Genomic DNA, 26,061 nt, shown 5'->3' with positions numbered 1-26,061 from the left:
TTGCTCTCCGGCGGAAGAAGCGCGGTATCAGTCTTTGCCGGCAATCGTTCTGACGCGCTCCGTGCTGGCATCCAGCCCTTCACTGATCAGATCCGAAACACCCAGTTCCTTCAGCTTGATGAGACCGGCGGCGGTCGTTCCGGCGTAGTCGACCATCTCCTGAACATGTTCCGCCGGAGATCTGGTGTCACCGGCCATGATTTGCCCGGCCGACAGGATCAGCTGTTTTGCGGCGCGTTCGGCAATATGCCTGTCGATACCGTTTGACCTTGCATAGTCAACAATGCAGTCGGCGAAGAAGGCCGCAAATCCCGGTACCGGACCGGTTATGGCGGTGAAGACCTCGATCTGCTGTTCGTCCTGGACTTCATCACTCGGGCCACAGGCCGACAACAGCGACTGGACGAGGTCCCTGTCTTCCTGCGAAAGCGACGAAGCCGCACACCAGGGGGAGTAGGCCAGCTGCTTGCCCGCCGCCGGGCTCGACATGGCACGAACGACCTTTTCCGAGCCTGTGAGGGCTTTGAGCCTCTCACGCGAGACACCCGCCATGACCGATAGGATCAGTTTGCCGGGCGCCGAAATCCTGACCGTATCGACAAGCGCTGGTGGAACCGACAGAAGGATGACATCACAGCCGTCAGCCAGAAGCTGATTGGATGCGGTGAAGGTGATCTCCGGCCAGCTTTCGAAGCCCGCGGCGGTTCCGGAGCGATTGGATATCCAGAGCTGGCGAGGTTCGACACAGCCGCTTTCCAGCCAAGCCGTTGCGATGGCGCTGCCGAGTTGCCCGGTTCCACCGATGATGCCGACCTTGATTTCTCCAGTCATGAATACTCCAGCTCCGGGACTTCCGAACTCCGAAGCCTAATACCAATCAGGAAAAATAAGAAACCGGCTGATCGCAATTGAGCAGAGGTCTGTCAGCAGGTCTGCCTGCATCCAGTGGTGTGAATGGCTGTAGCAGCCGTTCATTCAAACGTGCATGGCGATAAAGCTGGATAAGGTGCCCAAGGGTGCACCTTATCCTAGTTGTCAGCAGGCGTGTCCCGCGAAGATCATTTGTTTTCGTCGAAGAACTGGACGCCCGCCCTGGTGCCGTCCACCCAGATGATATGGCCAAGGCGCTCCTTGCCATCGCATCGGATGCAAACGGTCTTGCCTGCCTTGGCATCCCTTATGCCCTTCAAGCCCACACCGGTCACGGACACGTTTTCCAGCTCCACCGTCTGGGCTCCCCCGTCCAGCAGAACTTCGGCCTTCTTGCCGACGTCCTGTCTTGGCGACTTGCGGGGTTCGGCATCCGCCAGATCGGTTTCCATGGCGGCGGCAAGAACTGTAAGGCCCTTGAGAACTTCCTTGCTGGCCTTGTCTAGGTCAACGAGTGCCGCGAAAGCTTCCGTGGTATTGCCTTGTTCAGTGGCATGCAGCGCCCGGTGACCCGCTTCGTGAACCGCCTTGTGAGGAGCGATCAGGTTGCGGAACGCTGGATGTGATTTGATCTTCTCGTTCTTGATCGAGTCGTACCACTTGCCAAGACGGCAATGATGATGGTCGGGCATGCCGGAAGTTGCCCAGTCGTCGTGGCCGGTCACCGTATCGACGACACGTTTCTTGAACAGGACGTGGTCGATCCGAGCCATTTCCAGCAAGGACTTGTCAGAGTTGGCATCAAAGAAGTTTTTCGCTGCTCCGCTGAAACTGTCGTTGCTCTGCTTCAGAACGCGCTGCATGGCACCGAGTTGCTGATCCGTATTCCGGTTCGATTCAGCGACATTGGCGACATTGCGTGCAATTTCGTGACTGGCTTCTTTCTGCTGGTGCAGGATGCCCGTTATCTGGGTGACCCGTTCGGAGACATTGCCAACCATCCCGTCGATGGATTGCATGAGTTCATTGGCGGCCGCGATGGCATCCTCGCCATTCTGGATGGCGCCTTCGGAGCTCTGGATGGCTGTCTGGATTGTTTCCATGCCAGCGGTCAGTGCTTCGATCCGCTGTGCGATGTCTTCCGTCGCCTTGCCGGTCTGCGAGGCGAGGGTTTTGACTTCCGATGCAACAACGGCAAAGCCTTTGCCGGCTTCTCCTGCACGGGCGGCTTCAATGGTGGCATTCAGCGCCAGAAGATTGGTCTGGTCTGCGATGGATTGAATGACTGACAGGAATTCGCCGATCTGCGAAGCAGCTTCGCTGAGGTCTGACAGGCTCTGCGCGGTTTGCCGGGACGTTGAGGAAATATCGCCGATAGCACTCGATACGGCCGACATCTTGTCCAGACCATCCTTGGCGGCGTTGTTTGTTTGAACGGCTTCGTTGGCCGCGCCTTCGCTGTTTTCGGAAATCTGGCCGATGGAGGCGACAAGCTGGTCCGCCGCGGCGGAAATCGACTGGCCGTTCGCGTTGGCTTCCTGGGTATTGCGCGACAACAACGCCATCGACATCACGATTTCATTCAGCTCGCTGATGGTGTTTGCGGTCGTGCGAAGGTTCTCCAGCCCGATCGTATCCCGCATTTCAGCGTCTTCAATACGGCGCTGTTCAGTTTCGAACGCGCGTTGTGCAAGGATCATGTCCAGAAAGAACCGTGTCACCACGGCCTGCATCTCGGAAACCATGGCCTTTTGCGAGAACCGGTGCTTCTTGACGATGACAGGAAGGATTTCGTTCAACAGCCGGCCAAACGCGGACATCAGCCATTCGGCCTTCAGCCCGATCTTTACGTGAGCTTGACCGATACGCGCAGCCTGTCCGATGAACTCCAGGTCCGGGTCGTGATTGAAGATGTATTCCCAGTGTTTGGTTTGCGCGTTTTTGAGAGGAACGGTGTTCTTCTCATGCGTTCCCATTTTCTGGCGCAGCTCTTCTTGCGAAAGGAGCTCTACGTAGAAGCGATCCAGAATGGCTGGAAGGTGTTTTTGAAGAGTGTTCCAAGCCGTCTGCGCAGAAGCTGTATTGCTTCCGGAACTGGACATGAACTTGATATATTTTGCGATATTGTCAGTTTCGACAGTGTTCTTGGGGGCAGGTGCGCTCATATTTCTTTGGTCCTCGTCACGGACTGATAATGTTTGAGCCACTTTCCCTTAAGGGCGTAAATATAGTTCTAATCGTAGGCGCCTGAAATTCTATGTATTTACCCTATTCGCCAAAGGTATGAGCGCGCCTGGGACATGCATAATGTGCCGACAAGCAGTCCGTGAATTCAGCTTCAGCGCAGGGGGCGATCTGCTTGCGGGTAATCCTCGATTGCCGGTTGACCGTCCCCCGGCTGTTCCGGTTCGGTCCTCAGGCTCCATTCGATGATTTCCGGGGCAAGTTCCTCAAGGCCTGGCAAGGCAGACGGCACTTCTGTTTCCAGTTCGCTCGTCGGCAACTCGTTCAGCCATTCCGATTGCCACTTGCCGACTTTTCCGTCTCTGGCCTTTTCGGCAAGTTCCATGAAATCGGCAGGTGCGTCCGGCGCCGGATCCGCCCACCCATAGCGGACAAGACGCTTGCTGAGGTCCATCGATCCGCGGGTGCAGGTTGCCAGAATCTGTTGCGGTCCGGTCTCCTCGATCTTTTCGCAAACCACCTTCAATTGCCGCACCAGTCCTCTCAGGAAAGTGCGCGCCCTTGCGCCGCAAGGCCAGGTGCCTCCGAGACGGGAAACACAGGTTTCGTCCGATTTCAGCGGAACGATATGGGCAAGCGTTACTGTCAACCGGTCTGACTTGATGCGTCCGCCGTCTAGAACCTGCACGCGCATCAGCTCCAGTGGGCCATCCGGAACCGGTTCAATCGGCGGATCCTTGAGTTCCAGGTAGCGTTTGGAAGGTTCAATACGTTTCAGGTCACCTTGTACCTGCGGTGCCGACACCCCCTCCGGCGAAACGTTGCGAATGTCGTTCGGCAGCGGTGCAGCGGCAACAACGACGGGGTCACTTTGAGTCTGTGCCGGTTTCTGCGTCTGGGCTTGGGTAGTGGACGATTGTGGCGCGGGCTCGGACGTCTTTGCCGGCTCACTTGTTTCCTCGGCGGCGCTGGGGATGCTGCCTGCAGCCACCTGCTCGTCCTGTACGGACGGCGGGTCTGCCAGGAGCAGCCAGGCGAGCAGACCACCTGCGGTGGTCAGCACGATTGCAGGCGTTATGAGAGGCCGAAGCTTCATCAAATGTGTGCTCGCAGGTTATTGGCTCGCCCAGATAATACGGGCAGTCCACTCGATTGCCGAGTGCTGAAAGCGCACTGACTGTGAATTGTCCCCGATTGTGCAAACTGCCAGGTCTTCGTCACCTGTCTCCTGCAACGTGTAAAGCGACAGCCGGCCACTGTTGAGCTTGATGGCAAGCTTGTCACCGGTGCGAAGGGGGGCGCCGGGAGCAACTACGACGATGTCGCCGTTCCTGTAAAGGGGATGGAAGTCTTCGTTGCTGACCTGCAGCGCAAAAGCAGCGCCGATTTGGGGAAAGCTGAAACTTTGCCAGTTCGCGCCGGCCGGCCGGCCGGCACTGTCGAAGGCATTTCGGTCCGAGGCAGCATCCAATCCGGCAAGAGGTACCAAAGCTGGCGCGGCGTCGGTTGGCCCGCCCGGGGTTTCGACCCTGGCGGCAAATGTGTTCAAGGCTTCGCCGGTGGCGGCCAGCACCTTGGCAAGCGATTCTGTCGATGGCCACCGTGGGCGTCCGTCGCCTGCAACGCGTTTCGACGGGTTGAAAGCGGTCGGATCCAGTCCGGCACGCCGAGCCAGGCCGGACGGCGAAAGCCCGTTCTGCGAGGCGAGGGCATCAATGGCCGCCCAGACCTTTTCATGTGAGAGCACGGCTGCCGTTTCTCCGTATTGGCGCGACAGGAATAAATACCTTTCGCTCATATGGGTTATCCCGACCAAAATTCAAAAGAAACAGGCTGGAGCCACTTGTGCGGCTTGTTCGCTACGGTTCGGATGAGTAGTGTCCCGACCGGCTGAGCATGCGCCGGGTCTTTGCCTGCCATGCCGTCACCGGCAAGATGCAAGGCAGACAGATGACCCTGATTTTCAAGATCGTTCCGAAATCCATGTGGCAGGAGGCAACCGACCAAGGCGTCTTCAAAGGCGCGCCGGTGGACCTTCAGGACGGTTTCATTCATTTTTCCGCCGAGGATCAGGTCCGGGAAACTGCTGCAAAGCATTTCGCGGGCCAGCACGATCTGTTGCTGGCCGCCTTTGATGCTGATGGGTTTGGCGACTTGTTGAAATGGGAAACTTCCCGGGGCGGGGCCCTGTTTCCCCATCTCTATGGCTCGCTGGACCCGAAGGCCGCACTCTGGGTGAAGGAACTGCCGCTTTCACCGGACGGGTCACATGACTTTCCGGAGCTGGATCGATGATACCGCCTTTCCTTGAAAACGTCGCGCTGAGAGGCCTGCAGTGCCTGGACGCCGAAACTGCGCACCGTGCGACTATTGTGGCTTTGAAATCCGGTCTGATGCCGCCACGCCGGAAAGTGTCTGACCCGCGCCTTGCAGTGAAGCTCTGGGATCTGACCTTTCCCAATCCGCTCGGAATGGCTGCAGGGTTCGACAAGAACGGCGAAGTGCCCGATGCGCTGCTGAAGCTGGGGTTCGGATATACGGAAGCCGGATCGGTCACCCCGAAGCCGCAGCCCGGCAATCCGCGGCCGAGGGTGTTCCGCTTGCCCGCAGACGAAGGCGTGATCAACCGCTATGGATTCAACAACGAAGGCCACGCAGCCCTGCGCCAGCGGCTTGAAGCCCGCCGGCGGTTGACAGGAATTGTCGGGATCAATGTCGGTGCCAACAAGGATGCAACCGACCGGATTGCCGACTACGTGGCCGGCATCACCGCATTCGCCGATATGGCGTCTTATTTTACCGTCAACATTTCTTCGCCCAACACACCGGGACTGCGCGACCTGCAGGCCCGGTCCGCACTTGCCGATCTGCTGACTGCCGTGATCACGGCGCGGGACGAGTGCACGCAGACGTTTGGGCGCCAGGTTCCTGTGCTCTTGAAGATCGCGCCGGACGTTGCTGATGAGGACCTGCAGGATATCGTCGAGGAAGTGCTCGCCAAGAGCGTCGACGGCCTGATCGTCTCCAACACGACGATCGGACGAGACGGCCTGAGCGGCAAGGGGCCGGCACAGGAAACCGGAGGCTTGTCGGGCAAGCCCCTGTTCCGGAAATCGACCATCATGCTGGCGCGCGCACGCAAACTGGCAGGACCGGACCTGCCGATCATCGGTGTCGGCGGTATCGACAGTGCGGAAACCGCCTGGACCAAGATCACGGCGGGTGCCGACCTCTTGCAGCTCTATTCTGCCCTTGTGTTCAAGGGTGCGGGGCTGATTGACGAGATCCTGAGCGGCCTTTCTGCAAAACTGGACCAGCACGGGATTGCGTCGCTGCGCGACGCGCGGGATGCCAATGTCGATGCCTGGGCATCGGAAACGGCCTAGATACTGCTGTTCTTATGCGTTGCCGAACGTCTCGGCTGCCCGCTTTCTGCACGCCGCCAGCAATGTCAGGCCACGTGTTCCGAAGAACAGCAGGAAGGCGAGCCAAAGACCGTGGTTCCCCAGGATGGGGAACAGAAGGTAATAGGCAGCCAGGTAAACGACGAGCGACAACAGCATCATGTTGCGCATGGTCGATGACCACGTGGCGCCGATAAAGACCCCGTCCATCTGGAATGCCAGCACGCCGAAGACTGGGGTCAGTATCGCCCACACAAGATAGGTCGACGTTACCTGACGGACATCTTCTGCCGTTGTCATGAAATCGATCATGTACTGCCCGAAAAACCAGAACAGCGTCGACAGAATTCCTGCCAGGGCGAAGCTCCACAGTGCTGTCAGTTTCAATGCGCGGTCGAAGGCGGGCCGGTATCTTGCCCCGACCGCCCGGCCGGCAAGCTGTTCCGCCGCGGTTGCCAAGCCATCCAGAAAGAATGCAGCCAGCATGATGAATTTCTCAAGCAACGCGTTTGCGGCCAATACGGTGTCACCCTGATCTGCCGAACGCGCCGTGAAAAACGCGAAGGCGAAGAGCAGGGTGAAGGAGCGGATCATGATGTCCCGGTTGACGGCCATCATGCGCACCAGCAGGCGGCGGTCGAAAATCACCTGAAGAGCCGGCCAGGACGTCTTGCCGGTGGTGAAGACAACCAGGCAGACGCCCAGTGCCGTTGCTGCGATTTCACTCAGGACAGTTGCCAGTGCGACACCTTCCACGCTCCAGCCGAAACCGATGACGAACCAGACGCTGAGGCCGATGTTGAGCCCGTTCAGAACAAGCTGAAGCACCAGCCCTGTTCCTGCGCGCCCGAGGCCGATGAACCAGCCGAGCATGGCATAGTTGGCAAGGAGAAAAGGGGCACTGTAGACACGGATGTCAAAGTAGCGGCTCGTTGCGGCCTGCACCTCCGCACTGCCCCCCAGGAACCAGAGCCCGATTTCCCGCAATGGGGCTTGCAAAAGGATGACCAGAAGACCACCGATGGCCGCAATCACGAAGGCGCGCAGAAGTGTCGCCCTGACTTCTTCCTCGTTCCGGGCACCGAAAGCCTGGGCTGTCAGGCCTGTCGTACCGGACCTCAAGAAATTGAAGGTCGTGAACACCAGGTCGAAGATGATCCCGCCTATGGCGATCCCACCAAGCAGAGCCGGATCGCCAAGGCGGCCGATCACGGCCATGTCGACGATGCCGAGCAGGGGTGTCGACAGATAGGCAAGCGTCATCGGAATGGCGATGGCAAGAACAGTGCGGTGGGTAACCGCAAAGGCCAGTTTCGGCCGCTCGCCGGTTGCTGAAAGTTGGGACATCGATGGCTCGCTTCGAGAGGAAGACCTTCATGTCTGCCTTGCCTTGGCGCGTCAATTCTTTTCGGCGCATACCGGGTATTCAGGGGCATGGCTGACGAATTTGCACCGAGCCGTAAAATTCGGATCTGCTGTGTCGTTCAAAGGGGTGCCCGTGGCGCCGGCGCGCCTTATATTGCGCACAGATGACCCTGCCTATCGTTCACCATCCGGCCTACTGCGCCGATCTTCCCGCCAATCACCGGTTTCCGATGGACAAGTTCCGTGCCGTTGCCGAGTTGATACGGCAGGAAGGGGTTCTCGGCGACAGCGCCTTTTTCAGGCCTCGTCCGGCCCCCTTCGAGTGGGTCGCACTCGCACATGAGCCGGCCTATGTGGATCAGGTCTTCAATGCCCGGGTGCCGGAAAAGGTGGCGCGGGAAATCGGTTTTCCGATGCGCGAGGACATCGCCCTTCGGGCGCGCTGTGCAACGGGCGGGACCGTGTTGACGGGATATCTGGCGCTGGAACACGGCATTGCCTGCAACACCGCCGGCGGCAGTCATCATGCCCGGCGTGCACACGGAGCCGGGTTCTGCGTCTTCAACGACGTCGCAGTTGCCATCAAGGTGTTGCAGGCGGATGGCGCCATCCGCAAGGCGCTGGTGGTCGACCTGGACGTGCACCAGGGAGACGGCACCGCGGATATCTTTCAGGGCGACCCGGATGTCTTCACGTTCTCGCTTCACTCGGAAAAGAACTATCCCGTGCGCAAGGTTCCCTCCCATCTCGATATCGGTCTTGCCGATGGGACGGGTGACGAAGTCTATCTTGCTGTTCTGGAAGAGGTTCTGCCTGATCTGCTGCGCCAGGGGCCCTGGGACATCGTCTTCTTCAATGCCGGTGTCGATCCCTATTCCGGCGATCGCCTCGGCAGACTGTCGCTGTCACGCGACGGTCTTTGCAGGCGTGACCGCTATGTCATCGAAACGGTGCGAAAGGCGGGCGTTCCATTGGCAGGCGTTCTGGGCGGAGGCTATTCGACGGATATCGACGAACTGGCCGATCGCCATGTGACACTGCATCGAACAGCCAAGGCTGTGCTGGCTGAAGAAATCACTATCATTGCCGCGCATGAACAGGTGGCCGGCTAAAGCAAGCCGGTTCACACCAGGATATTGGACACCTGCAGGGAGACCGATGTCGAACCGGTTGCGGTCGAAACCCTGTCCGTACCCGCAGGGCTCGCGGTGGAAGCCGGGTCTGGCTGCGCGCCGAAGTCTGAGGCCCTCAGTGCCTTGATGCCGTCCTTGAGATCTGCACGGACGTCTTTCAGATCGTTTTTTGTTTCGCGTTCTTCGCGCTTGAGCAGGCGTTCTATCTGTTGGGCAAGAGACTTGATGTCCTCAGCCATCTTGGCGAGGGCTTCCTTGTCGCCCTGCAGCCCGGACCTGCGGCTTGCGGCGAGTGCCTTGTTCGTTTCCTGTTGCTGTTCCGTGTAGGTCAGGACAGCCGCTTTCAGGTCTTCCCGCCAGCTATCCGGATCCTGTGCACCTGCGGATGAACCTTCCTGCTCCACTCCGGACTGAGCCTGACCTGTCGTCTGGCTCTCCGGTCCCGAAGTCGTGGCACCCGTTTCAGATCCGGATACCGGAATTTGTGTCTCGGGACTGCTCGCTGCCGCAGACACAGTCTCGACCAAAGCGGAGGATGCATTAACCTGCGCCCCGGCACCGGTTATGATTTCTGCTGTGGCGGCGACGTTTGAAGCGCCTGAAAGAACACCCGTGCCGACGCCTCCACCGCTCAAGCCCTGGCCTGCCGCCTTTAGGTCCTGGGAGGCGGACTTGAACTCCTTGGAGATCTGTTTCAGCTCCTTGAGCAGACGCTTGGCCTGCTCCGGCGTTGCGAACCGCAGCATTTCCTTGAGCCGTTCGATGCGCTTCTGGACCATCTCGATCTTTTGCCTGCGCATCGCATCCTTGTTGTTCTCTACCGACCGGGCGAGGCCGTCGCTGAGCTCAACAGAATCCTTGTAGGTTTCGAAGAGGGATTTTGCCTTGTCCTCGTCGTCGGCCGACCCGTTGGCCCCCAGAAACGTGGTGAGCGTTTGTGCGGCAGCAAGCGAACCTGAGCGATTGCCCGCACCAGAACCCGCGCGGGCGTAGGCCTGGTAGGAGGCGGCAAATTTCGATGTTGCGATCGCGGACATGCAAGGGCCCCTTAAGGCTCGGGGAGGTTCCGCCAGTTTCAGTTAATTATGATTAAGAAAGAGTTAATTTCCCGCAAGGGTTGCGTGCTTGCCTTAAGTGCCAATTGCAGGCCTCTGCCGCTCCTAGCGGTTTCGACCCATGGCCAGAATGCGAGTAACCAGCCAGATCGGGACAACAACCATTGCGCCGATAACCAGATACTTGCCCAGGCGTCCAAGGGCGTTGAAACCCATGTTCCACAGGCGCTCGACAAAATCGATCGACATGGTGATCAGGTCGAGCGGGTCGAGGTTCAGCGCGGACAGGATAATGCCGACAACGAAGGACAGGAACACAAGCCGCAAAAGCACCTGGGCTGGTGAACCTCCCAGAAAACGGCTCAGGCCGGTGTCGGACATATGTGTCTCCTGCATGTCGTTGCTAGCATTCTTGGCCAGAAGTTAGGAATATTCGGTGTCGATTACAATGAGGCCTGGCAAGCTGGGCAGCAACTCCAGCTCTTGCGAAGGCAGTTTGTAAAATTTCTAATTAATTAAGTTTGGTGTCGTAATTCGTAAAGTTCTGTTCGCTTCCTGCCAAAGACGCAGCGGCCAGGTTGGCGTATTAAACTTTCAGGAATGTGCATCTAGATCGTTTGCGGCCACCCACAACCGCGACGGTCTGCCTTCCTCTACCTGCGGTGAAAGACAGCCGCCGGACTTGCACAAGTGCTGAACCGGCAGAAAAGGCGCGCACACTGCAGGATGGGCCAGCCGCCATCGACCCGTCCTGTTCTTCATGCAAATGAAAGAGCAGCCGATAGCGGTATTGGCGGGTTCAGTCGAGTGTTCTCGGCGGAACCGCCGGCAACAAGAATGATCTCTGGCACGGTGGTGACAAGCCCGTAACCGCCGTGCCGCAATTCTCCAGACACTACAGGTTCTCCGTGGTCCAGACATTTGCAAGGGCCGGTATCGGCGTCACTTCGTGGCGGCGGATGGGCGAAGTGTCGAGGAGGTTGCCACAGTGACCCTGGCACGTGGCAGGGGCTGTTTGCTGCCCGTCGCAGACGTACCTGAAGCTTGAGACCTGGAGCGCGGCGCATCCCGAACCTTCTTGGGGGAGACGCCAAACCACGTTTTCACGGCGCGCGAAAAGGTGCTCAACTCCGAAAAGCCGAGGAGATAGGCGATTTCCTTCATGGGAAGATCCGTTCCCAGAAGATATCGTTCGGCTGCGGAACGCCGAACTTCCTCGCTTAGCTGACGAAAGCTGGTGCCTTCCTTTTCCAGAAGCCTCTGCACCGCGCGCTGCGACATGCCAAGTTTCGCTGAAATGAGCGGCAGGGTGCATGTCCCGGTCGACAGACTGGCGGAAACTTCGTTGGCAATGCGCGACAGCGGAGATTCAAACTGGCCGAACCTTTCCAGTTCCGAATTCGCCGACGTCAGGATGATCTCGTAAAGGTGGGCGTCGTGGCGCCGGAGCGGGCGGGAGAGCAACGTTTTCGGAAACGAAATCCTGTTGCGGGTCGCGCCGAACTTGATCCGGCCCTGATATTTTTTCTGAAAATTGGACGTGCAATTTGGTTGTGAGGTCGCGAGCTCGATAAGGATTGGCGGCGCTTTCATGTCGAGTGCATGTTCAATCTGCTGGGTCGCCCAGCCGATGCGTCCGAACACGTTCTGTCGCCATTCACCGCGTCCTTCAAGGATAGGCCATTCCACGAAGCCGCCGGTCTCGTCTTCCTCGAAAATTACCCGATAGGCATTGGTTCTGATCGGACTGAACTTCGCCCAGGCCTGACAGGCTTCCCTGAGTGAAGGAGCGCAGGCAAACAGATAGTCGAAGATTGAAAAGCAGCCGATGTCGATCGTGTTGAACAGATCGAACATGACGGCGTCATCGCCCAGGACATCGGCGATATGTTCAAAAACGGCATGCCAGGCGGCTATCGGCACGGTACCTTGCGGGTCGTCCAGGCTGGCGAGATCGAATTCATAGTCCCTGGCCATTTGAGGCCAGTCCAGATTGGCGTTCGAACAAATGTCGCGCAGAACGCGGAAGACATCCGAGCGCGCCCATTCGCCATCTAGCGGCATTCGTATCTCCAGCCTGCCCATGCTTAATTCCAGGCAGAACTGTGCATGACAAGTCACGCCGGATCAAGTTTTGTCGTAAAATGCTAACAATTGCTGGCGAATGCGACAGGGCGATGCCGCTCCCGTCCGGAAGCGGCATCGGTTGTCGATCAGGCTGCGTCCTTGACCTTGGCCTCCGCCTTCGGCGGGAATTTGCCGTAGAACGTCTCGTTTTCCTTCGCCATGTCCTTCAGCAGCTTGTTTGGCTTGAAACGCGGTCCCCACTTGCGGGTGAACTTCTTGCACAAGTCGACAAAGGCCGGAGTGCCCATCATGTCGATATAGCTGAGCGTACCGCCGGTATAGGGCGCGAAGCCGAAACCAAGGATGGAGCCGACATCGGCTTCACGCACATCCGTTAGGCACTTTTCCTCGAAGATGCGGGCGGTTTCGAGCGCCTGCATCACCAGGAGACGCTGCTTGAGTTCTTCGATGTTGAAGCTCTCTGCAGGCTTCGGCTGTCCGGTGACTTCCGGAATGCCGGGCCACAGGCTCTTGTCCTTGCCCTTGTAGTCGTAGAAGCCCTTGCCGTTCTTGCGGCCGAAACGTTCCTGCTTCACCACCATCTCTTCCAGGATGTTGTCGAGCGGGCCTTCGACGTATTTGACGCCGAGGTCCTTGCGAGTTGCAGAGACGATCTTCCAGGCAAGATCCAGCGCCACTTCATCGCCAAGCGACAGCGGTCCGACCGGCATGCCGGCCATCTTGCCCGCATTCTCGATCATCGCCGCCGGAACGCCGTCCGCCAGCATCATCAGGCCTTCGCGGATATAGGTCATGACCACGCGCGAGGTGTAGAAGCCACGGCTGTCATTGACGACGATCGGGGTCTTCTTGATGGCCTTGATATAGTCGAGCGCCACGGCAAGTGCGCGGTCGGACGTACGCTTGCCGAGGATCACTTCCACCAGCATCATCTTGTCGACGGGCGAGAAGAAGTGAATGCCGATGAAGTTCTTCGGCCGCTTGGACGCCTGCGCCAGAGAGGTGATCGGCAGGGTCGAGGTGTTGGAAGCATAGATGGCACGAGACTTCATCACCGCCTCGGCCTTCTCCGTCACCGCCTTCTTGATATCGCGATCTTCGAAGACGGCTTCGATCACCAGATCGCAATCTGCCAGGGCTTCATAATCGACGGTGGCGGTGATCTTCGACAGAAGCTTATCCTTCTGCTCCTCGCTCGCCCGGCCACGCTTGATCGCCTTGGTGATCAGCTCTTCGGAATGAGCCTTGCCCTTGTCGGCGGCTTCCTGGTCGCGGTCGATCAGGACGACGTCGATGCCCGCCTGTGCCGTGACATAGGCAATGCCTGCACCCATGAAGCCTGCGCCGAGAATGCCTATCTTGCGGATCTTGTTCGGGCGCTGGTCCACCGGGCGGCGGGCCAGCTTGTTCAGCTCCTGCATGGAGACGAACAGCGAGCGGATCATGTTGGCGGCTTCCGGAGCCTGAAGCACCTTGGCGAAGTAGCGGCTTTCCACCTGAAGCGCGAGATCCATCGGCAGCTGCAGACCTTCGACGACGGAGCGCAGCAGGTAGCGGGCACCCGGATAGTTGTCATAGGTCTCGCGGCGGTAGATCGCATTGGCGGCCGGCCAGAACTGGAAACCGGCGGGGGAATAGACCTTGCCGTTCGGCAGCTTGTAACCCTTCTTGTCCCAGTCCTTGACCGGGTCGAGGCCTGCCTTCAGCATCTTCTTGGCGGCGGCGACCAGTTTCCTGGTCGGGGCGACTTCATCCACCAGTTTCATCTGTTTGGCCTGCGGTGCCCGCAGGGTGCGGCCCTGGAGCAGAAACTGCATGCCCTGCTGTCCGTCCGTCATGCGCATGACACGCTGGGTGCCACCGGCGCCCGGAAAGAGGCCTACCTTGACTTCCGGCAGACCCATTTTCAGGCCTTCGTCAACGACGCGGCCATGACAGGCCAGCGCCAGTTCGGTACCGCCGCCCATGCAGGTGCCGGCAACGGCGGCGACGAAGGGTTTGCCGCAGGTTTCCAGCTTGCGGTAGACCTGAGACAGCTTGCGCGATCCTTCGAACAGAGCCTTGGCCGCAGCTTCCGCATCGTTACCGCGCTTGATGTGAAAGTCCTTCAGAAGGCCTTCCAGCATGGTCAGGTCGGCACCACCGGAAAAGGTGGACTTGCCGGACGTGATCACGGCCCCCTTGATGGCGTCGTCACTTGCCACCTGGTCGACCAGGGCATCCAGCTCGTCCATGACCGACAGATCGATGACGTTCATCGATTTTTCCGGCATGTCCCAGGTGATCAGGGCAAAACCGTCCTCATCGGTTTCAACGGTGAAATTCTTGTAGCTCATTTGATGGTCCTCCTCGGGTCAGGCGCCGGTCGACTGCAGATGGGCGCGCTGTTGCGCAGCCGTCTTCGTGCCGTCGACGACAACGTCGCCGGTGTGTTTGGTCTCTGCGGGTTCGAACAGCATCACCCAGCATTCGTCTTCTGCGAGCGGATTGTGCTCGACGCCCTTGGGCACGACGTGCATGTCGCCGGCGTTCAGGACGACATCGTCCCGGTCGCGGTAGCGGATGGTGAGGCTGCCCTTGATGATGAAGAAGAGCTCGTCCTCGTCCTGGTGGTCGTGCCAGACGAACTCGCCTTTCAGCTTCGCAAGCTTGACGCTCTGGTCGTTGACGTCGGCCACCACACGCGGCGACCAGTAGTCGGTGATCTGGGCGAATTCCCTGTCGATGTTGCTGATCATGATCAGACCCGCTCGATGATGGTCGCTGTTCCCATGCCCGCGCCGATACACAGCGTGACGAGGGCGGTGTTGAGATCGCGGCGTTCCAGTTCGTCGAGCACGGTGCCAAGGATCATGGCGCCGGTGGCTCCAAGAGGATGGCCCATGGCAATCGCACCGCCGTTGACGTTGACCGTTGCCGGATCAAGATCGAAGGCTTGCTGGTAACGCAGGACGACGGAGGCAAAGGCTTCGTTGATCTCGATGAGATCAATGTCCTTGATGTCCATCTTGGCGTTTTTCAGAAGCTTTTCTGTAACATCCACCGGACCGGTCAGCATCAGGGCCGGTTCGGAACCGATATTGGCGAAAGCCTTGATGCGGGCACGCGGCTTCAGGCCGGAGGAACGGCCTGCGGTGCTGGAACCGATCAGAACGGCGGCAGCGCCATCGACAATGCCGGAGGAGTTGCCGGCGTGGTGCACGTGGGTGATCTTTTCGATTTCCGGGTGGGCCTGGATGCCGACCGCATCGAAACCGCCCATGTTGCCCATCATTTCGAAGGAGGGGTTGAGCGAGGCGAGCGACTGCATGTCGGTTTCCGGCCGCATGTGCTCGTCCCGGTCCAGAATGGTGATGCCGTTCACGTCCTTCACCGGCACGACGGATTTGGAGAACCGGCCATCTTCCCAGGACTTGCCGGCGCGCTTCTGGCTTTCCACCGCATAGGCATCGCAGTCATCGCGCGAAAAACCGTATTTGGTGGCAATCAGATCAGCCGAGACGCCCTGGGGCATGAAATAGGAGGGGATGGCCACCTGCGGCTCGATCGGCCAGGCGCCGCCGGAGGCGCCAAGGCCGACACGGCTCATGCTTTCCACGCCGCCGGCAATCACCAGCTTGTGCTGGCCTGCCATGACCTGGGCCGAAGCCATGTTGACCGCGTCGAGACCGGAGGCGCAGAAGCGGTTGATCTGCATGCCCGGAACCGACTTGTCGTAACCGGCCGCAAACACCGCCGCACGGGCAATGTCGCCTCCGGCTTCCCCGACCGGGTCGACACAGCCCAGGACGACGTCGTCCACCCGGGTCGTGTCGAGACCGTTCCGGTCGCGGATCGCTTCCAGCGCGGTGGCCGCAAGCCGGACGGCGGGCACTTCGTGCAGCGAACCGTCCTTCTTGCCGCGTCCGCGCGGAGTGCGCACGTGGTCGTAGATATAGGCTTCGGGCATCAGATCCTCCTCTAGATCGGATTGGCCTCAGGTCTTATCCGGCAAGGGATGGCCGGGCATGAGGTCGTAAGGATGTTTCCAGCCGGGCAGAGCCTTGATCCGCCCCAGCCACTTGGTGACATTCGGATAAGCCTCGAGATCAATCCCGAGCTCACCTTCGTAAAAGAGGTAGCTGCACAGCGAGAAATCAGCGCTTGTCGGCTTCTTGCCGATGGCGAAGTCATTCTTCGCGAAATGCTTGTCCAGGATGGCAAGGGCGGATTTCGACCGCCCGTCGAGCCATTTGACGACGTCCGTCTCGCCGGTCTTCATCAATGTGCGCAGGAAGCGCAGCGGACCGAGCAAGCCGGAAACCTTCTGGTTGTCGAAGATCGTCCAGCGCAGGATTTCCCGCCGCTCTTCATCGTTTTCCCAGCCAAAGGCGCCGAACTTCTCGGACAGGTCGTCCATGATGACGGCGGACTGGGTCAGGATGTCGTCACCATGCACAAGCACCGGCACTTCACCCATCTCGTTCAGCGTGTCCCGGAATTCTTCGGTGCGGGTGGCCCCGTTGAAGAAATCCACCCACTCCGGCTTCCAGTCGGCGCCGCACAGCTCCAGCATCAGGGCCACCTTGTAGGAGTGTCCCGACTGGGCCATGCAGTGAAGAACGTATTCAGCCATAACTTGAAATTCCCCTCGCAAATCAAATTGGAACGCGACTATAGCCGCCGGTTTCGATTTGCGGGCTCAAATTTCCGCCATCAGCGAGCTGGCCCGCGGACGCCTTAAAAAGCGTCCGCGGCAACCGACATCATGGTTTCGGACCCGGACGAGATTCGGGCAAGATGGGCACCGGTTTCCGGCAAGGTGCGTTCCATGAAGAAACGCCCGAAGGTCAGCTTGGTTTCCAGCCATTCGGCCTTGTCGCCTGCACCTTCCGCGACCTTTTCCTGAATGGCCTTTGCGATCTTCGCCCACATGTAGCCAAGGGCAACAAGTCCGAAGAGATGCATGTAGTCGACGGAGCCGGCTCCGGCATTGTCCGGATTCTTCATGGCGTTGTTCATGAACCACATGGTCGCGGCCTGAAGATCGTCCATGCCCTTCTTCAATGGCCCGGTGAAGGCGGCAAGGGCTTCGTTGTCCTTGTTCTCCTTCAGGAAGGTATTGACCTCGTTGAAGAAGCTCATGACTGCCCGACCGCCGTTCGCGGGCAGCTTGCGGCCGACGAGGTCCAGTGCCTGGATGCCGTTGGCGCCTTCGTAAATCATGGCAATACGGGCATCGCGAACGAACTGCTCCATGCCCCACTCGCTGATGTAGCCATGGCCACCGTAAAGCTGCTGGGCATTGACCGCGTTGGCAAAGCCGGTGTCGGTCAGAACGCCTTTGAGCACAGGTGTCATCAGTCCCATCATGTCGTCGGAAAACTGCTTGGACTTCTCGTCGTCGGACCTGTGCGAGACATCGCCATGTAGCGCGGTCCAGATGACGAGAGCACGAGCGGCTTCGTTGAACGAGCGGATTTGCATCAAGGTGCGGCGCACGTCCGGATGCACGATGATCGGGTCGGCGGGCTTGTCCGGGTTTTTCGGTCCGGTGAGGGCGCGGCCCTGGATGCGATCCTTGGCGTAGATGACGGCATTCTGATAGGCGACCTCCGACTGGGAGAGCCCCTGAACCGCAACGCCGAGGCGGGCCTCGTTCATCATGGTGAACATGGCGCGCAGGCCCTTGTTCTCTTCCCCGACCAGCCAGCCGGTGGCATCGTCGTAGTTCATCACGCAGGTGGCGTTGCCGTGAATGCCCATCTTGTGCTCGATCGAGCCGCAGGAAACGCCATTGTTGTCTCCCACGGAGCCATCGTCGCCGATCGCGTTGCGGGGCACGACAAACAGCGAAATGCCCTTGGTGCCGTCCGGGGCACCCTCGATGCGGGCCAGCACCAGGTGGATGATGTTTTCCGCCATGTCGTGTTGACCGGCTGAGATAAAGATCTTGGTACCGGTAATCTTGTAGGAGCCGTCGGCTTGCGGCACCGCCTTGGTGCGGATGAGGCCGAGATCCGTTCCGCAGTGCGGTTCGGTCAGGTTCATGGTGCCGGTCCAGGTTCCGGCGATCATGTTGGGAAGGTAGGTTTGCTTCTGATCATCCGTGCCGTGGATCGTCAGGGCCGCAACGGCCCCTGCAGTCAGCCCCGGGTACATCGAGAAAGCCATGTTTGCCGAAGAGGCAAATTCATTGAAGACAGTGGTCAGAGTATGCGGCAGGCCCTGTCCGCCGTAATTCGCGTCCGCCGACAAGGTGCCCCAGCCGTTTTCGCAAAACGCCTTGTAGGCTTTCAGAAAGCCTTTTGGTGTCGTGACCGTGCCGTCGTCGTTGCGCGTGCAGCCTTCGCTGTCGCCGGTCTGGTTCAGCGGCTGGAGAACTTCTTCCGCGAACTTGCCACCTTCGCGCAAGATCGCTTCCACAAGGTCGAGAGGCGCATCGGAAAAACCTGGCAGGTTGGAATATCGGTCATAGCCGAACACGTCCTTCAACAGGAAAAGCGTGTCATCGACGGGAGCGGTATAGCTCGGCATGGAAATCCTCCCAGATCTGCCGTTTATGTCTCGACCTTACGTTTCCGTAAACGTCACCTTGAGGCCTATATACGCGTGTTGTTATTGCCCGGCAAGTGGTGTCCCAACGGAAGGGTTGTCAAAAAAATACGCCTAAAACATGCTGATGGGAATGATTTCCGAAGGTCCCGTACGCGAAATCGTGTTGCGAGGTGTCGTTTTTGGGGAATTTCACAGTTTTTGGAAAAAGGGCGTCTGTTCTCGCAGAAATTGCAAGTTGACGTCCGCACAAACAAAAACCGCCGGCGTTGCCGCCAGCGGTTTCAAAACTCTGAGGTCGAAAGGAAAGGGACTTATGCCTCTTCCGCTTCCTTGTGCTTCAGCATGCCGGAAACGATCTCGACAGTGCGCGACAGTTCCTCGATGGCCTGTTCGATGTCCTTGCGCTGATCTTCCAGAACGGCGATCTGCTCGTTGAACTTGGACAGGGCGACGCGGAGCTGCGTCACCTGACCGTCGCGCAGGTCGTAAAGGTCGAGCATGTCGCGGATCTCGGACAGGGAGAAGCCAACGCGTTTGCCCATCAGTACCAGTTTCAGGCGGGCACGGTCGCGGCGGTTATAGACGCGGTTCAGGCCGTCGCGCTTGGGGTTGAGCAACCCCTTGTCTTCGTAAAAGCGCAGCGTGCGCAGGGTGCAGTCGAATTCTTTCGCCAGGTCGCCGATTGTGAACTGGGTTTTCTTCGTGCTGTCGTCGTTTGCGGACACAACGTCCACAAGATCGTCTTCATTGAGGATCGAAAGCGCTTCGCTCATAGCAGTTTGTTCTCGTTTTTCAGCCGTTGTCCGGCTCATCGTTGATGTTTTGCAGTTTTCGAAACCCGCTCCGAAGACATGATCTCCAGTGCGTTCTCAGGCGATGCGGTTGTGTGCACAGTGGCTCAGCCGGTTTCTTGCGCACTGTTTAGCTTACGTTTGCGTTAAGGTCCAGTCACGGAAGGTCGCAGGGGAAAAATTCGTTAACGCAGCGTTTGCCGATTCGCGTCACCCTGATCGCGTGAACATCGGATTTTCATTCGAAAACAGTCTGTTTTTGCATTTAGCAAGGCCAATTAACGGCCTGTTTACCCTAAAACGACAAAGTCTTTCAAAACGCTGTGCCTGTCCCGTCCTCGACGGAATCATGGCGCAGCCTGTTTCATCAGCGGTCTGAATGACCGTCAGCCCAGGGTCAAGAGATGCCGGCTTGGAAGAAAAACGAGGCAGGACGCCGCGGCCGTGATGCGTATGAAGGCGACGACTTTTACGATGCACCACGCCGCGAGCCGGCGCGAAACCGGATAGAACGGTTGACGCGCACTGCAACGGCGCTTGGCAAAAATGACCGTTATCCCTCCGAGGAACGTGACGAGGATCTCGACGCCGTGGCCGACGAGTTGGACCGGCTACTGGCCGACCAGGCGGAACCACGCCGGACCGAAGTGCGTCGGCCGGAGCCTCACCAGTCTGCACCGCGCCGCAGGGTGTCTCGGCGCGAGCCGGGCATTGATGAAGTCATGGGTGCGCTCGACCGATTGGACGAACAGGTGCAGGGGCTTGCGAGACCGGACCCAAGGGAAGACTATCGCCAGGAGCATCGCGCGGACTACCGGGATGAGTCGCTTCGGCCAGCGCCGACGCCACGTCCTCGCCCGGGAAGCTATGCCATCGACAATCTGCCGGCTGACGAACCCTATTATGACGAGGACGATGCCTACGAAGCGCAATATGCGCCGCAGCCCTCCCGCCAGCGCGATCGGGACGTACGCTCCAGAAGCGAAGCGTCCATGCATATCTACAAGGACCTCGGCCGCCGCATCGACGCGTTGAGAGCGCCGCAGGAACAGGCCTTCAATCAGGTTCGCGATGAGCTTGGTTCGTTGCGCGAGGCACTTGGCGGCCTGTCGCGCGGCACCAATGAAACCGTGAGCCGGCAGAATGCGGAACTGCGTCGCCTGTCCGACATGGTCGAGCGTCTGCGCGCCGACAAGAAGAACGACCAGCTTGCCCGCGAGATCCGCAAGGAAGTCGCCGACCTGAAGGACATGGTCGGCCGCACGAACGTGGAAGGGGCACTCCAGACCCTCGAGCACGGGTATGCCCATATCCTGCAGCGCCTCGATGAATTGTCCCGTGCGTCTGTGGATCCCCGCGTCCTGCGCGGTGTGACTGCGCGCCTCAATGAAATCGAGGACGCCTTTGCCGCGCTGCCGCGGTCCGAGCACATGATGGTGCTGGAAGACCGGGTCGTCAGCATTGCCGAACGCATGGAAGAGCTCCTGCAGCGCAAGGGCCATGCCGATATCGAACCGCTTCGCGCGGAACTGCGAGAAGTGCGCGGCTTTGTCGAACAGATCGATATCAAGGGTCTTGTCGAGGGTATCGATGACCGGATGAAGTTCGTGTCCGGCCGCCTCGACGATCTGGAAGTCCTGGCCCGGGAACAGCGCGGCCTGGACAGCCGCCTGTCCGCCATGGAACAGCGCATGCCCGAGCCGGAAACGATCTCCAGGCTGCAGGGCCGCCTGGAAGACATCGTCGGCATGATGGCCGACGACCGCGCAGCTCCGGTGGACACTCAGCATCTGGGTCAGGTTGACCGGCGTCTCGATGAGATCGTGGACCGTCTCGAGCGGATGGAGCAGGCAGGTCCGCTTCCGTCGACCGACACGGGCGCCTTTGCAGCGCTGGAACAGCGTCTGGAAACGATCTCCGGCAAGATCGATGCGATCGAAAAGAAGTCCGCGCGCCCCGTGCCGGTTCTGGATGCGGCCGCGATGCGGTCCGGCGGCAATGCGCCGGACACCAAGTTCATGGCCCAGCTTCAGGAGCGGTTGAACGATCTGACTGCACGTCTGGATCAGCCGAAAGACACGGTCACGACATCCGACCTCGACAAGCTGCGCGCGGAGATCGGATCCATGCGTGCCAGCGTGTCCGCACCGGCATCGACAGAAGCGCTCGAGCAGCGGATTGCCGATCTGGCGCAGATCGTGTCGAAGGGTGCCGATGTTACCGACGACAGCCGTTTCGAACAGCTCGGAGCCAAGGTTGCCGCGCTTGCGGAACAGATCGAAAGCACGTCTACGCAGGCGTTCAGCATGGAGCAGTTCTCGCCGTTCCTGGAGCGGATCGAGAAGGGCCTGGAAAAAACCCGCTCGGACGTTGTGGGCATCGCCCGCGAAGCGGCAAGGGAAGCGATCGAAAGCGCACCGGCACCAGGAAGCGGCCAGTACGATCAGGCCATCACGGAACTTCAGTCCGATCTGAAGCGGTTGCTTGACGCTGCTGAAGGCACTGACGAACGGACGCGGAACACCTTTGACGGGGTCAAGTCCGTGCTGGGCTCGCTGACCGAGCGCCTTGACAACCTGGAACGTGCCGACCACTTCGGTGAAACGCCGGCCTCCAGCTTCTCGCCGATCAAGGTTGACGAACCGGCCCCGTTGTTCTCCAAGGCCCCCCAGGCCAGGAAGACGGAAGGCGAGCAGCAGACCGCTGATGCACCGCGTGCCGATGACCGGACCCGTGATCGCAAGGCAGACTTCATCGCAGCAGCCCGCCGCGCAGCACAGGCAGCTTCCGCGGAAGCTGCACAGCTGGAAAAGCGGCAGAAGGTAACGGAAGAACCTGAAGCTGCCGATGAGGAACGCGGCAAGGCCCGTGTCGGCTGGCTGCGCAACGTTCTCAAGCGCGACAAGTCCGCTGCGAAGGAAGACAAGGCCGAACCGGTCGGAGATCTGGAGCTGAATGCCGAGGACGTTGCCGACCAGGCGTTTGAAACCCAGGATGCTACCGTTCTGCCGGGTGATCGCCCGGCACCGGAAGCTCCGCAGGCCTCCAGCGGCCGTCGTCGGGCCATTCTCTATACGGCTGCCGCCGTTGTCCTGTTGATCGGAACACTGCAGGTGTTCCGCCTGGCAACCGGTGGCCCGGAAGAGGCCGATCAGCTTGCCGCGAACACGCCGGAAACCGTTGAAGCTGTTCCTGCGCCGGAAATGGCAGACGCTGCTCCGGTACAAGCCGACGTTCAGCCGGACGTTGAGGTTACCAGCGAGGTCGCTCTTGCAGAGAGCCGCGGCGTCGGATCTGCGGCTGAAGGCGCAGAAACCGGGGCTGTCAGTGCGATGCCGGACGAGACAGCCGACACGATGCCAGAACAGGCCCCGGCCGTTGCATCAGCGCAGTCCGCGCCGCCGCAAACGACACCGGTTACCGAAAGCAATAATGTTGAGGCTGCTTCCGCGTCCGGTCCGCTTGCCCCTGAAACCGAACTGGCGTTCGCGCCGCCCGCAGGCGTTGCAAGCAGCTTTGGCAAAGCAGGTGAAAGCACTGTGTCCGGGTTCCAACCGGCAAGCGAAGCGGGTGCTCCGGCAAGCCTCCTTGCAAATCTGCCGCCGGAAGGCGTTGGCCCGATGGCGCTGCGTAGCGCTGCTGCCAGCGGCAATGCGGCCGCAGAATTCCTGGTGGGTGTGAAATTCACCGAAGGCAGCGGTGTATCGGCGGATCTGTCCAAGGCAGCAGTCTGGTATCAGAAAGCGGCCGACAAGGGGCTCGCGCCTGCCCAGTACAGGCTCGCAAGCCTCTACGAAAAGGGCCGTGGTGTCGACAAGGACCTGCCGAAGGCAAAGGCCTGGTATTCCAAGGCAGCCGAAGCCGGTAATGCGAAGGCCATGCATAACCTCGCGGTTCTTTATGCCGAGGGAGGTGGTGAACAGCCTGACTATGCAGCTGCTGCCAAGTGGTTCGAAGAAGCCGCCAATTTCGGCGTCAAGGACAGCCTCTTCAACTTGGGCATCCTCTATGCCGGCGGCATCGGCGTCGATAAGGACCTTGTCGCCAGCTACAAATGGTTCGCGATTGCAGCCGATCAGGGCGATCCGGAAGCAGCCAAGCGCCGCGACGATGTCGCCAACATGATGGACCAGGAAACCCTGGCCAATGCCCGGCTCGCGGTCGAAAACTTCAAGCTGAAGACACCGAACGCGGCGGCCAACAAGGTGACGATGGAGCCGGGTTGGGTGGACAGCGCTACATTGCCGGCGGAAAAGGTGTCGATCCAGGCGCCCGACAACACGGCCATGGTCAAGGAAGCCCAGGACAAGCTCAACTACCTCGGTTTTGACACCGGTACCCCGGACGGCCAGATGGGCCCGCGCACCCGCAGCGCGATCCGCGCCTTCCAGCGGAGCATCGGAATGCCGGAAACCGGAGAAGTCGACAACCGTCTGCTGGACGAGTTGAAGAGCCAGGCGATTTAAACCATCCCTTCAGGCATCCGGGGATGGGCGCGACAAACGGCGACCTGATGAAACGAACACCCAGCCGGGCTAGATGCCCGGCTGGGTGTTCTCACATTGCGGCCCGCATCGTTTGTTCACGGTGACACGAAATGGAAAATTCTTCGCCAACGGCGCTACTGCCTATTCGCCGATGGAACAGGCAGACCCTGAATGCAGTCAGATATTCGAATGCGAAGCACTATAGGCGTGGTTTCAAAAACAGACCGAAACGCGGGATATATCCGCAACGCAATGGTCGAATTCCGCCTGGCACTTGTCTAAAATCGGCGAACCGAACCAAACCGACCTGCTGGCCGGTTGACATGCCGGACTGTACAGGTCTTTAACCATTTCATCGTAATCTTTACGCAGTCATTTCTGCAGTTTTCCGGTTGATCCCGTGCAATTATACCTGCCCATAGCCGAGATTCCGGTGAATATCTTCGTGATATTCGGCATGGGCGGCGCCGTGGGTTTTCTGTCGGGGCTGTTCGGTATTGGCGGTGGCTTTCTGCTGACGCCGCTTTTGATCTTCTCCGGTATCCCGCCCGCGGTTTCCGTTGCCACTGTCACCACGCAGGTGGTTGCCTCTTCGTCATCGGCCGTCGTCACCTATTGGCGACGAAAGGCCATTGACCTGAAACTCGGCACAATCCTGCTCTGCGGCGGTGTCATAGGGTCGTTTATCGGCGTCATATTGTTTGAGGTTCTGCAGTCCATCGGTCAGCTGGATGTCGTGATTTCGCTGTCCTATGTGACGTTCCTGGGCGCCATTGGCGGCCTGATGCTGTTCGAATCCATCCGTGCCATCCGTCGGCGCAAGTCCGGCGTTGCGCCCAAAGCCCGCAAACCCGGTCAGCATAACTGGATCCACGGGCTGCCGCTGAAAGTCCGTTTCCGGCGCTCCAAGCTTTATGTTAGCATCATCCCGGTTGTCGGCCTTGGCGCGATCATCGGCTTTCTCGGCACGATCCTGGGGATCGGCGGCGGCTTCATGATGGTGCCTGCGCTGATCTACCTGCTGCGCGTGCCCACCAGCATCGTCATCGGCACATCCCTGTTCCAGATCCTTTTCACGATGGCAGCTGCAACCGTGTTCCATGCCATGGGCACGAAGACTGTCGACATCGTTCTGGCCATGACGTTGATGGTCGGCGGTGTGATCGGAGCCCAGTTCGGGGCCCGCATGGGCCAGAACCTGCGCGGCGATCAATTGCGTCTGCTGCTTGCGCTTCTGGTCCTGGCTGTCGGCTTGCGCTTTGCGGTCGACCTGCTGCTGACACCGGACGATTTCTATTCCATCGCGATCCGGAAGGGGGCAGGGGCATGAGCCGGCTGATCCTGCTTCTGTCGATTGTCGTTGGCTTGGCAACCGGCGCTGCTGCCCAGAGCCGGCCGAACCAGGAACTGGTGACGTCCCTGTCCTCGGATCTGATCTCGATCCAGTCCAATTTCACGGGCACGGAAATCGTCATCTTCGGGCAGGCCAGCAACATCGAGCGCCAACCCAACGATCCGAGCGGCTATGAACTGGCCATCGTCGTGGAGGGGCCACCGCAGGACATCACTACGCGGCGCAAGGGCCGTTTTCTGGGTGTTTGGGTGAACCGTGAGGCCGAGCGGTTCCAGAACGTTCCCTCCTACTACGCGGTCGCCAGCACCATCAATATCGGCAACCTTGCGAACCGCACGGTTCTTGACGACCTTGGCATCGGCCTCAACCACATCAACCTGGCTGTCTCGGGCGTTTCCAATGTCGCACTGTCAGACAGGGATGATTTTCGCCGTGCCTTCGTCCGGCTGCGGGAGCAGATGGGTCTTTACTCGGAACAGCAAACTTCGATCACCTTTCTGACAGATACGATGTTCCGAACAAATATTCCCCTGCCGGCCAACATCCCGGTGGGAGACTACAAGGTCAAAAGCTTCCTCTTCCTCCATGGCGAGGTGGTGGCCCAGACGGAGCAGACGCTGGCTGTTGCCAAAAGCGGTTTCGAACAGGTCACCTTTGAACTGGCGCAGTCCTATCCGTTCTTCTATGGCCTCCTCGCGGTGTCACTGGCCATTTTCACAGGCTGGCTCGCCGGTGTGATCTTCCGCAAGGACTAGGCAGTCCCGATCTCGGCCCTCCCGATCTTGTCTTCTCG

General features: G+C 59.5%; 20 protein-coding genes. 6 read left to right on the top strand and 14 right to left on the bottom strand.

Going from position 1 to position 26,061, the window contains the following annotated elements; translation table 11 throughout:
• Positions 1-27: 27 nt before the first annotated feature.
• The 4 genes from FIV03_RS27380 to FIV03_RS27365 form a co-directional block, all read right to left on the bottom strand.
• Positions 28-831, bottom strand: coding sequence for a pyrroline-5-carboxylate reductase dimerization domain-containing protein (locus FIV03_RS27380; protein WP_152511696.1), 804 nt, complete (start codon positions 829-831; stop codon positions 28-30).
• Positions 832-1,058: 227 nt separating this feature from the next.
• On the bottom strand, positions 1,059-3,035 hold the full coding sequence (locus FIV03_RS27375) for a methyl-accepting chemotaxis protein (RefSeq protein ID WP_152511695.1): 1,977 nt from the start codon (positions 3,033-3,035) through the stop codon (positions 1,059-1,061).
• Between the two features lie 173 nt (positions 3,036-3,208).
• Complete coding sequence (locus FIV03_RS27370; RefSeq protein WP_152511694.1) at positions 3,209-4,150, bottom strand: thermonuclease family protein; 942 nt, start codon at positions 4,148-4,150, stop codon at positions 3,209-3,211.
• Positions 4,151-4,168: 18 nt separating this feature from the next.
• Complete coding sequence (locus FIV03_RS27365) at positions 4,169-4,852, bottom strand: helix-turn-helix transcriptional regulator (protein WP_152511693.1); 684 nt, start codon at positions 4,850-4,852, stop codon at positions 4,169-4,171.
• Positions 4,853-5,004: 152 nt separating this feature from the next.
• On the opposite strand from FIV03_RS27365, the gene FIV03_RS27360 reads away from it, so the two are divergent.
• Together FIV03_RS27360 and FIV03_RS27355 are read left to right on the top strand one after the other, a co-directional pair.
• Complete coding sequence (locus FIV03_RS27360) at positions 5,005-5,349, top strand: DUF952 domain-containing protein (protein ID WP_173013963.1); 345 nt, start codon at positions 5,005-5,007, stop codon at positions 5,347-5,349.
• Positions 5,346-6,440 (top strand): quinone-dependent dihydroorotate dehydrogenase, encoded by a 1,095-nt coding sequence (locus FIV03_RS27355; protein WP_152511691.1) that lies wholly within the window; start codon positions 5,346-5,348, stop codon positions 6,438-6,440. The genes FIV03_RS27360 and FIV03_RS27355 overlap by 4 nt, the downstream gene beginning before the upstream one ends.
• A gap of 12 nt (positions 6,441-6,452) precedes the next feature.
• On the opposite strand, the gene FIV03_RS27350 is transcribed toward FIV03_RS27355, so the two are convergent.
• Positions 6,453-7,805 carry an MATE family efflux transporter gene (locus FIV03_RS27350; RefSeq protein WP_152511690.1) on the bottom strand — a complete coding sequence of 451 codons (1,353 nt, stop codon included), beginning with the start codon at positions 7,803-7,805 and terminating at the stop codon, positions 6,453-6,455.
• A 182-nt stretch (positions 7,806-7,987) separates the two neighbouring features.
• Here FIV03_RS27350 and FIV03_RS27345 point away from each other — a divergent pair, with 182 nt between their 5' ends.
• Positions 7,988-8,935, top strand: a complete 948-nt coding sequence (locus FIV03_RS27345) for a histone deacetylase (RefSeq protein WP_152511689.1) — start codon at positions 7,988-7,990, stop codon at positions 8,933-8,935.
• 11 nt (positions 8,936-8,946) lie between these two features.
• Here FIV03_RS27345 and FIV03_RS27340 read toward each other — a convergent pair whose 3' ends face one another.
• From FIV03_RS27340 to FIV03_RS27300, 9 genes are all read right to left on the bottom strand, one after another.
• Positions 8,947-9,993, bottom strand: coding sequence for a hypothetical protein (locus FIV03_RS27340; RefSeq protein WP_152511688.1), 1,047 nt, complete (start codon positions 9,991-9,993; stop codon positions 8,947-8,949).
• A gap of 123 nt (positions 9,994-10,116) precedes the next feature.
• Positions 10,117-10,392, bottom strand: a complete 276-nt coding sequence (locus FIV03_RS27335; protein WP_031269649.1) for a DUF6460 domain-containing protein — start codon at positions 10,390-10,392, stop codon at positions 10,117-10,119.
• 561 nt (positions 10,393-10,953) lie between these two features.
• Positions 10,954-12,075, bottom strand: coding sequence for an AraC family transcriptional regulator (locus FIV03_RS27330; RefSeq protein WP_152511687.1), 1,122 nt, complete (start codon positions 12,073-12,075; stop codon positions 10,954-10,956).
• Between the two features lie 149 nt (positions 12,076-12,224).
• The gene (locus FIV03_RS27325) at positions 12,225-14,435 is read right to left on the bottom strand and encodes a 3-hydroxyacyl-CoA dehydrogenase NAD-binding domain-containing protein (protein WP_152511686.1); all 2,211 of its coding nucleotides are present in this window, start codon (positions 14,433-14,435) and stop codon (positions 12,225-12,227) included.
• Between the two features lie 18 nt (positions 14,436-14,453).
• A complete protein-coding gene (locus FIV03_RS27320) occupies positions 14,454-14,837 on the bottom strand; it encodes a cupin domain-containing protein (protein WP_023001781.1) in 384 nt (127 codons plus the stop codon).
• Positions 14,838-14,839: 2 nt separating this feature from the next.
• Positions 14,840-16,048 (bottom strand): acetyl-CoA C-acetyltransferase, encoded by a 1,209-nt coding sequence (locus tag FIV03_RS27315; protein WP_152511685.1) that lies wholly within the window; start codon positions 16,046-16,048, stop codon positions 14,840-14,842.
• Positions 16,049-16,075: 27 nt separating this feature from the next.
• Positions 16,076-16,714: a glutathione S-transferase gene (locus FIV03_RS27310; protein ID WP_023001779.1), complete on the bottom strand. Its 639-nt coding sequence runs from the start codon at positions 16,712-16,714 to the stop codon at positions 16,076-16,078.
• 104 nt (positions 16,715-16,818) lie between these two features.
• A complete protein-coding gene (locus FIV03_RS27305) occupies positions 16,819-18,615 on the bottom strand; it encodes an acyl-CoA dehydrogenase C-terminal domain-containing protein (protein WP_152511684.1) in 1,797 nt (598 codons plus the stop codon).
• Positions 18,616-18,947: 332 nt separating this feature from the next.
• Entirely contained in the window at positions 18,948-19,409 is a 462-nt protein-coding gene (locus tag FIV03_RS27300; protein ID WP_023001777.1) for a MerR family DNA-binding transcriptional regulator, read from the bottom strand.
• Between the two features lie 422 nt (positions 19,410-19,831).
• Here FIV03_RS27300 and FIV03_RS27295 point away from each other — a divergent pair, with 422 nt between their 5' ends.
• From FIV03_RS27295 to FIV03_RS27285, 3 genes are all read left to right on the top strand, one after another.
• A complete protein-coding gene (locus FIV03_RS27295) occupies positions 19,832-23,893 on the top strand; it encodes a peptidoglycan-binding protein (RefSeq protein ID WP_152511683.1) in 4,062 nt (1,353 codons plus the stop codon).
• Between the two features lie 421 nt (positions 23,894-24,314).
• Positions 24,315-25,244, top strand: coding sequence for a sulfite exporter TauE/SafE family protein (locus FIV03_RS27290; RefSeq protein WP_031269647.1), 930 nt, complete (start codon positions 24,315-24,317; stop codon positions 25,242-25,244).
• Entirely contained in the window at positions 25,241-26,023 is a 783-nt protein-coding gene (locus FIV03_RS27285) for a TIGR02186 family protein (protein WP_152511682.1), read from the top strand. The genes FIV03_RS27290 and FIV03_RS27285 overlap by 4 nt, the downstream gene beginning before the upstream one ends.
• The last annotated feature ends 38 nt before the right edge of the window (positions 26,024-26,061 follow it).

Source organism: Labrenzia sp. THAF187b, from assembly GCF_009363375.1.
GTDB lineage: Bacteria > Pseudomonadota > Alphaproteobacteria > Rhizobiales > Stappiaceae > Roseibium > Roseibium algicola.
The sequence above is the reverse complement of the archived record's forward strand: the minus strand, read 5'-3'. Positions and strand labels throughout refer to the sequence as shown.

What these genes read in the sequence shown, in the direction of transcription:
- FIV03_RS27380 (WP_152511696.1), bottom strand. Translation starts at nt 831, where the DNA reads ATGACTGGAGAAATCAAGGTCGGCATCATCGGTGGAACCGGGCAACTC.
- FIV03_RS27375 (WP_152511695.1), bottom strand. Translation starts at nt 3,035, where the DNA reads ATGAGCGCACCTGCCCCCAAGAACACTGTCGAAACTGACAATATCGCA.
- FIV03_RS27370 (WP_152511694.1), bottom strand. Translation starts at nt 4,150, where the DNA reads ATGAAGCTTCGGCCTCTCATAACGCCTGCAATCGTGCTGACCACCGCA.
- FIV03_RS27365 (WP_152511693.1), bottom strand. Translation starts at nt 4,852, where the DNA reads ATGAGCGAAAGGTATTTATTCCTGTCGCGCCAATACGGAGAAACGGCA.
- FIV03_RS27360 (WP_173013963.1), top strand. Translation starts at nt 5,005, where the DNA reads ATGACCCTGATTTTCAAGATCGTTCCGAAATCCATGTGGCAGGAGGCA.
- FIV03_RS27355 (WP_152511691.1), top strand. Translation starts at nt 5,346, where the DNA reads ATGATACCGCCTTTCCTTGAAAACGTCGCGCTGAGAGGCCTGCAGTGC.
- FIV03_RS27350 (WP_152511690.1), bottom strand. Translation starts at nt 7,805, where the DNA reads ATGTCCCAACTTTCAGCAACCGGCGAGCGGCCGAAACTGGCCTTTGCG.
- FIV03_RS27345 (WP_152511689.1), top strand. Translation starts at nt 7,988, where the DNA reads ATGACCCTGCCTATCGTTCACCATCCGGCCTACTGCGCCGATCTTCCC.
- FIV03_RS27340 (WP_152511688.1), bottom strand. Translation starts at nt 9,993, where the DNA reads ATGTCCGCGATCGCAACATCGAAATTTGCCGCCTCCTACCAGGCCTAC.
- FIV03_RS27335 (WP_031269649.1), bottom strand. Translation starts at nt 10,392, where the DNA reads ATGTCCGACACCGGCCTGAGCCGTTTTCTGGGAGGTTCACCAGCCCAG.
- FIV03_RS27330 (WP_152511687.1), bottom strand. Translation starts at nt 12,075, where the DNA reads ATGCCGCTAGATGGCGAATGGGCGCGCTCGGATGTCTTCCGCGTTCTG.
- FIV03_RS27325 (WP_152511686.1), bottom strand. Translation starts at nt 14,435, where the DNA reads ATGAGCTACAAGAATTTCACCGTTGAAACCGATGAGGACGGTTTTGCC.
- FIV03_RS27320 (WP_023001781.1), bottom strand. Translation starts at nt 14,837, where the DNA reads ATGATCAGCAACATCGACAGGGAATTCGCCCAGATCACCGACTACTGG.
- FIV03_RS27315 (WP_152511685.1), bottom strand. Translation starts at nt 16,048, where the DNA reads ATGCCCGAAGCCTATATCTACGACCACGTGCGCACTCCGCGCGGACGC.
- FIV03_RS27310 (WP_023001779.1), bottom strand. Translation starts at nt 16,714, where the DNA reads ATGGCTGAATACGTTCTTCACTGCATGGCCCAGTCGGGACACTCCTAC.
- FIV03_RS27305 (WP_152511684.1), bottom strand. Translation starts at nt 18,615, where the DNA reads ATGCCGAGCTATACCGCTCCCGTCGATGACACGCTTTTCCTGTTGAAG.
- FIV03_RS27300 (WP_023001777.1), bottom strand. Translation starts at nt 19,409, where the DNA reads ATGAGCGAAGCGCTTTCGATCCTCAATGAAGACGATCTTGTGGACGTT.
- FIV03_RS27295 (WP_152511683.1), top strand. Translation starts at nt 19,832, where the DNA reads ATGCCGGCTTGGAAGAAAAACGAGGCAGGACGCCGCGGCCGTGATGCG.
- FIV03_RS27285 (WP_152511682.1), top strand. Translation starts at nt 25,241, where the DNA reads ATGAGCCGGCTGATCCTGCTTCTGTCGATTGTCGTTGGCTTGGCAACC.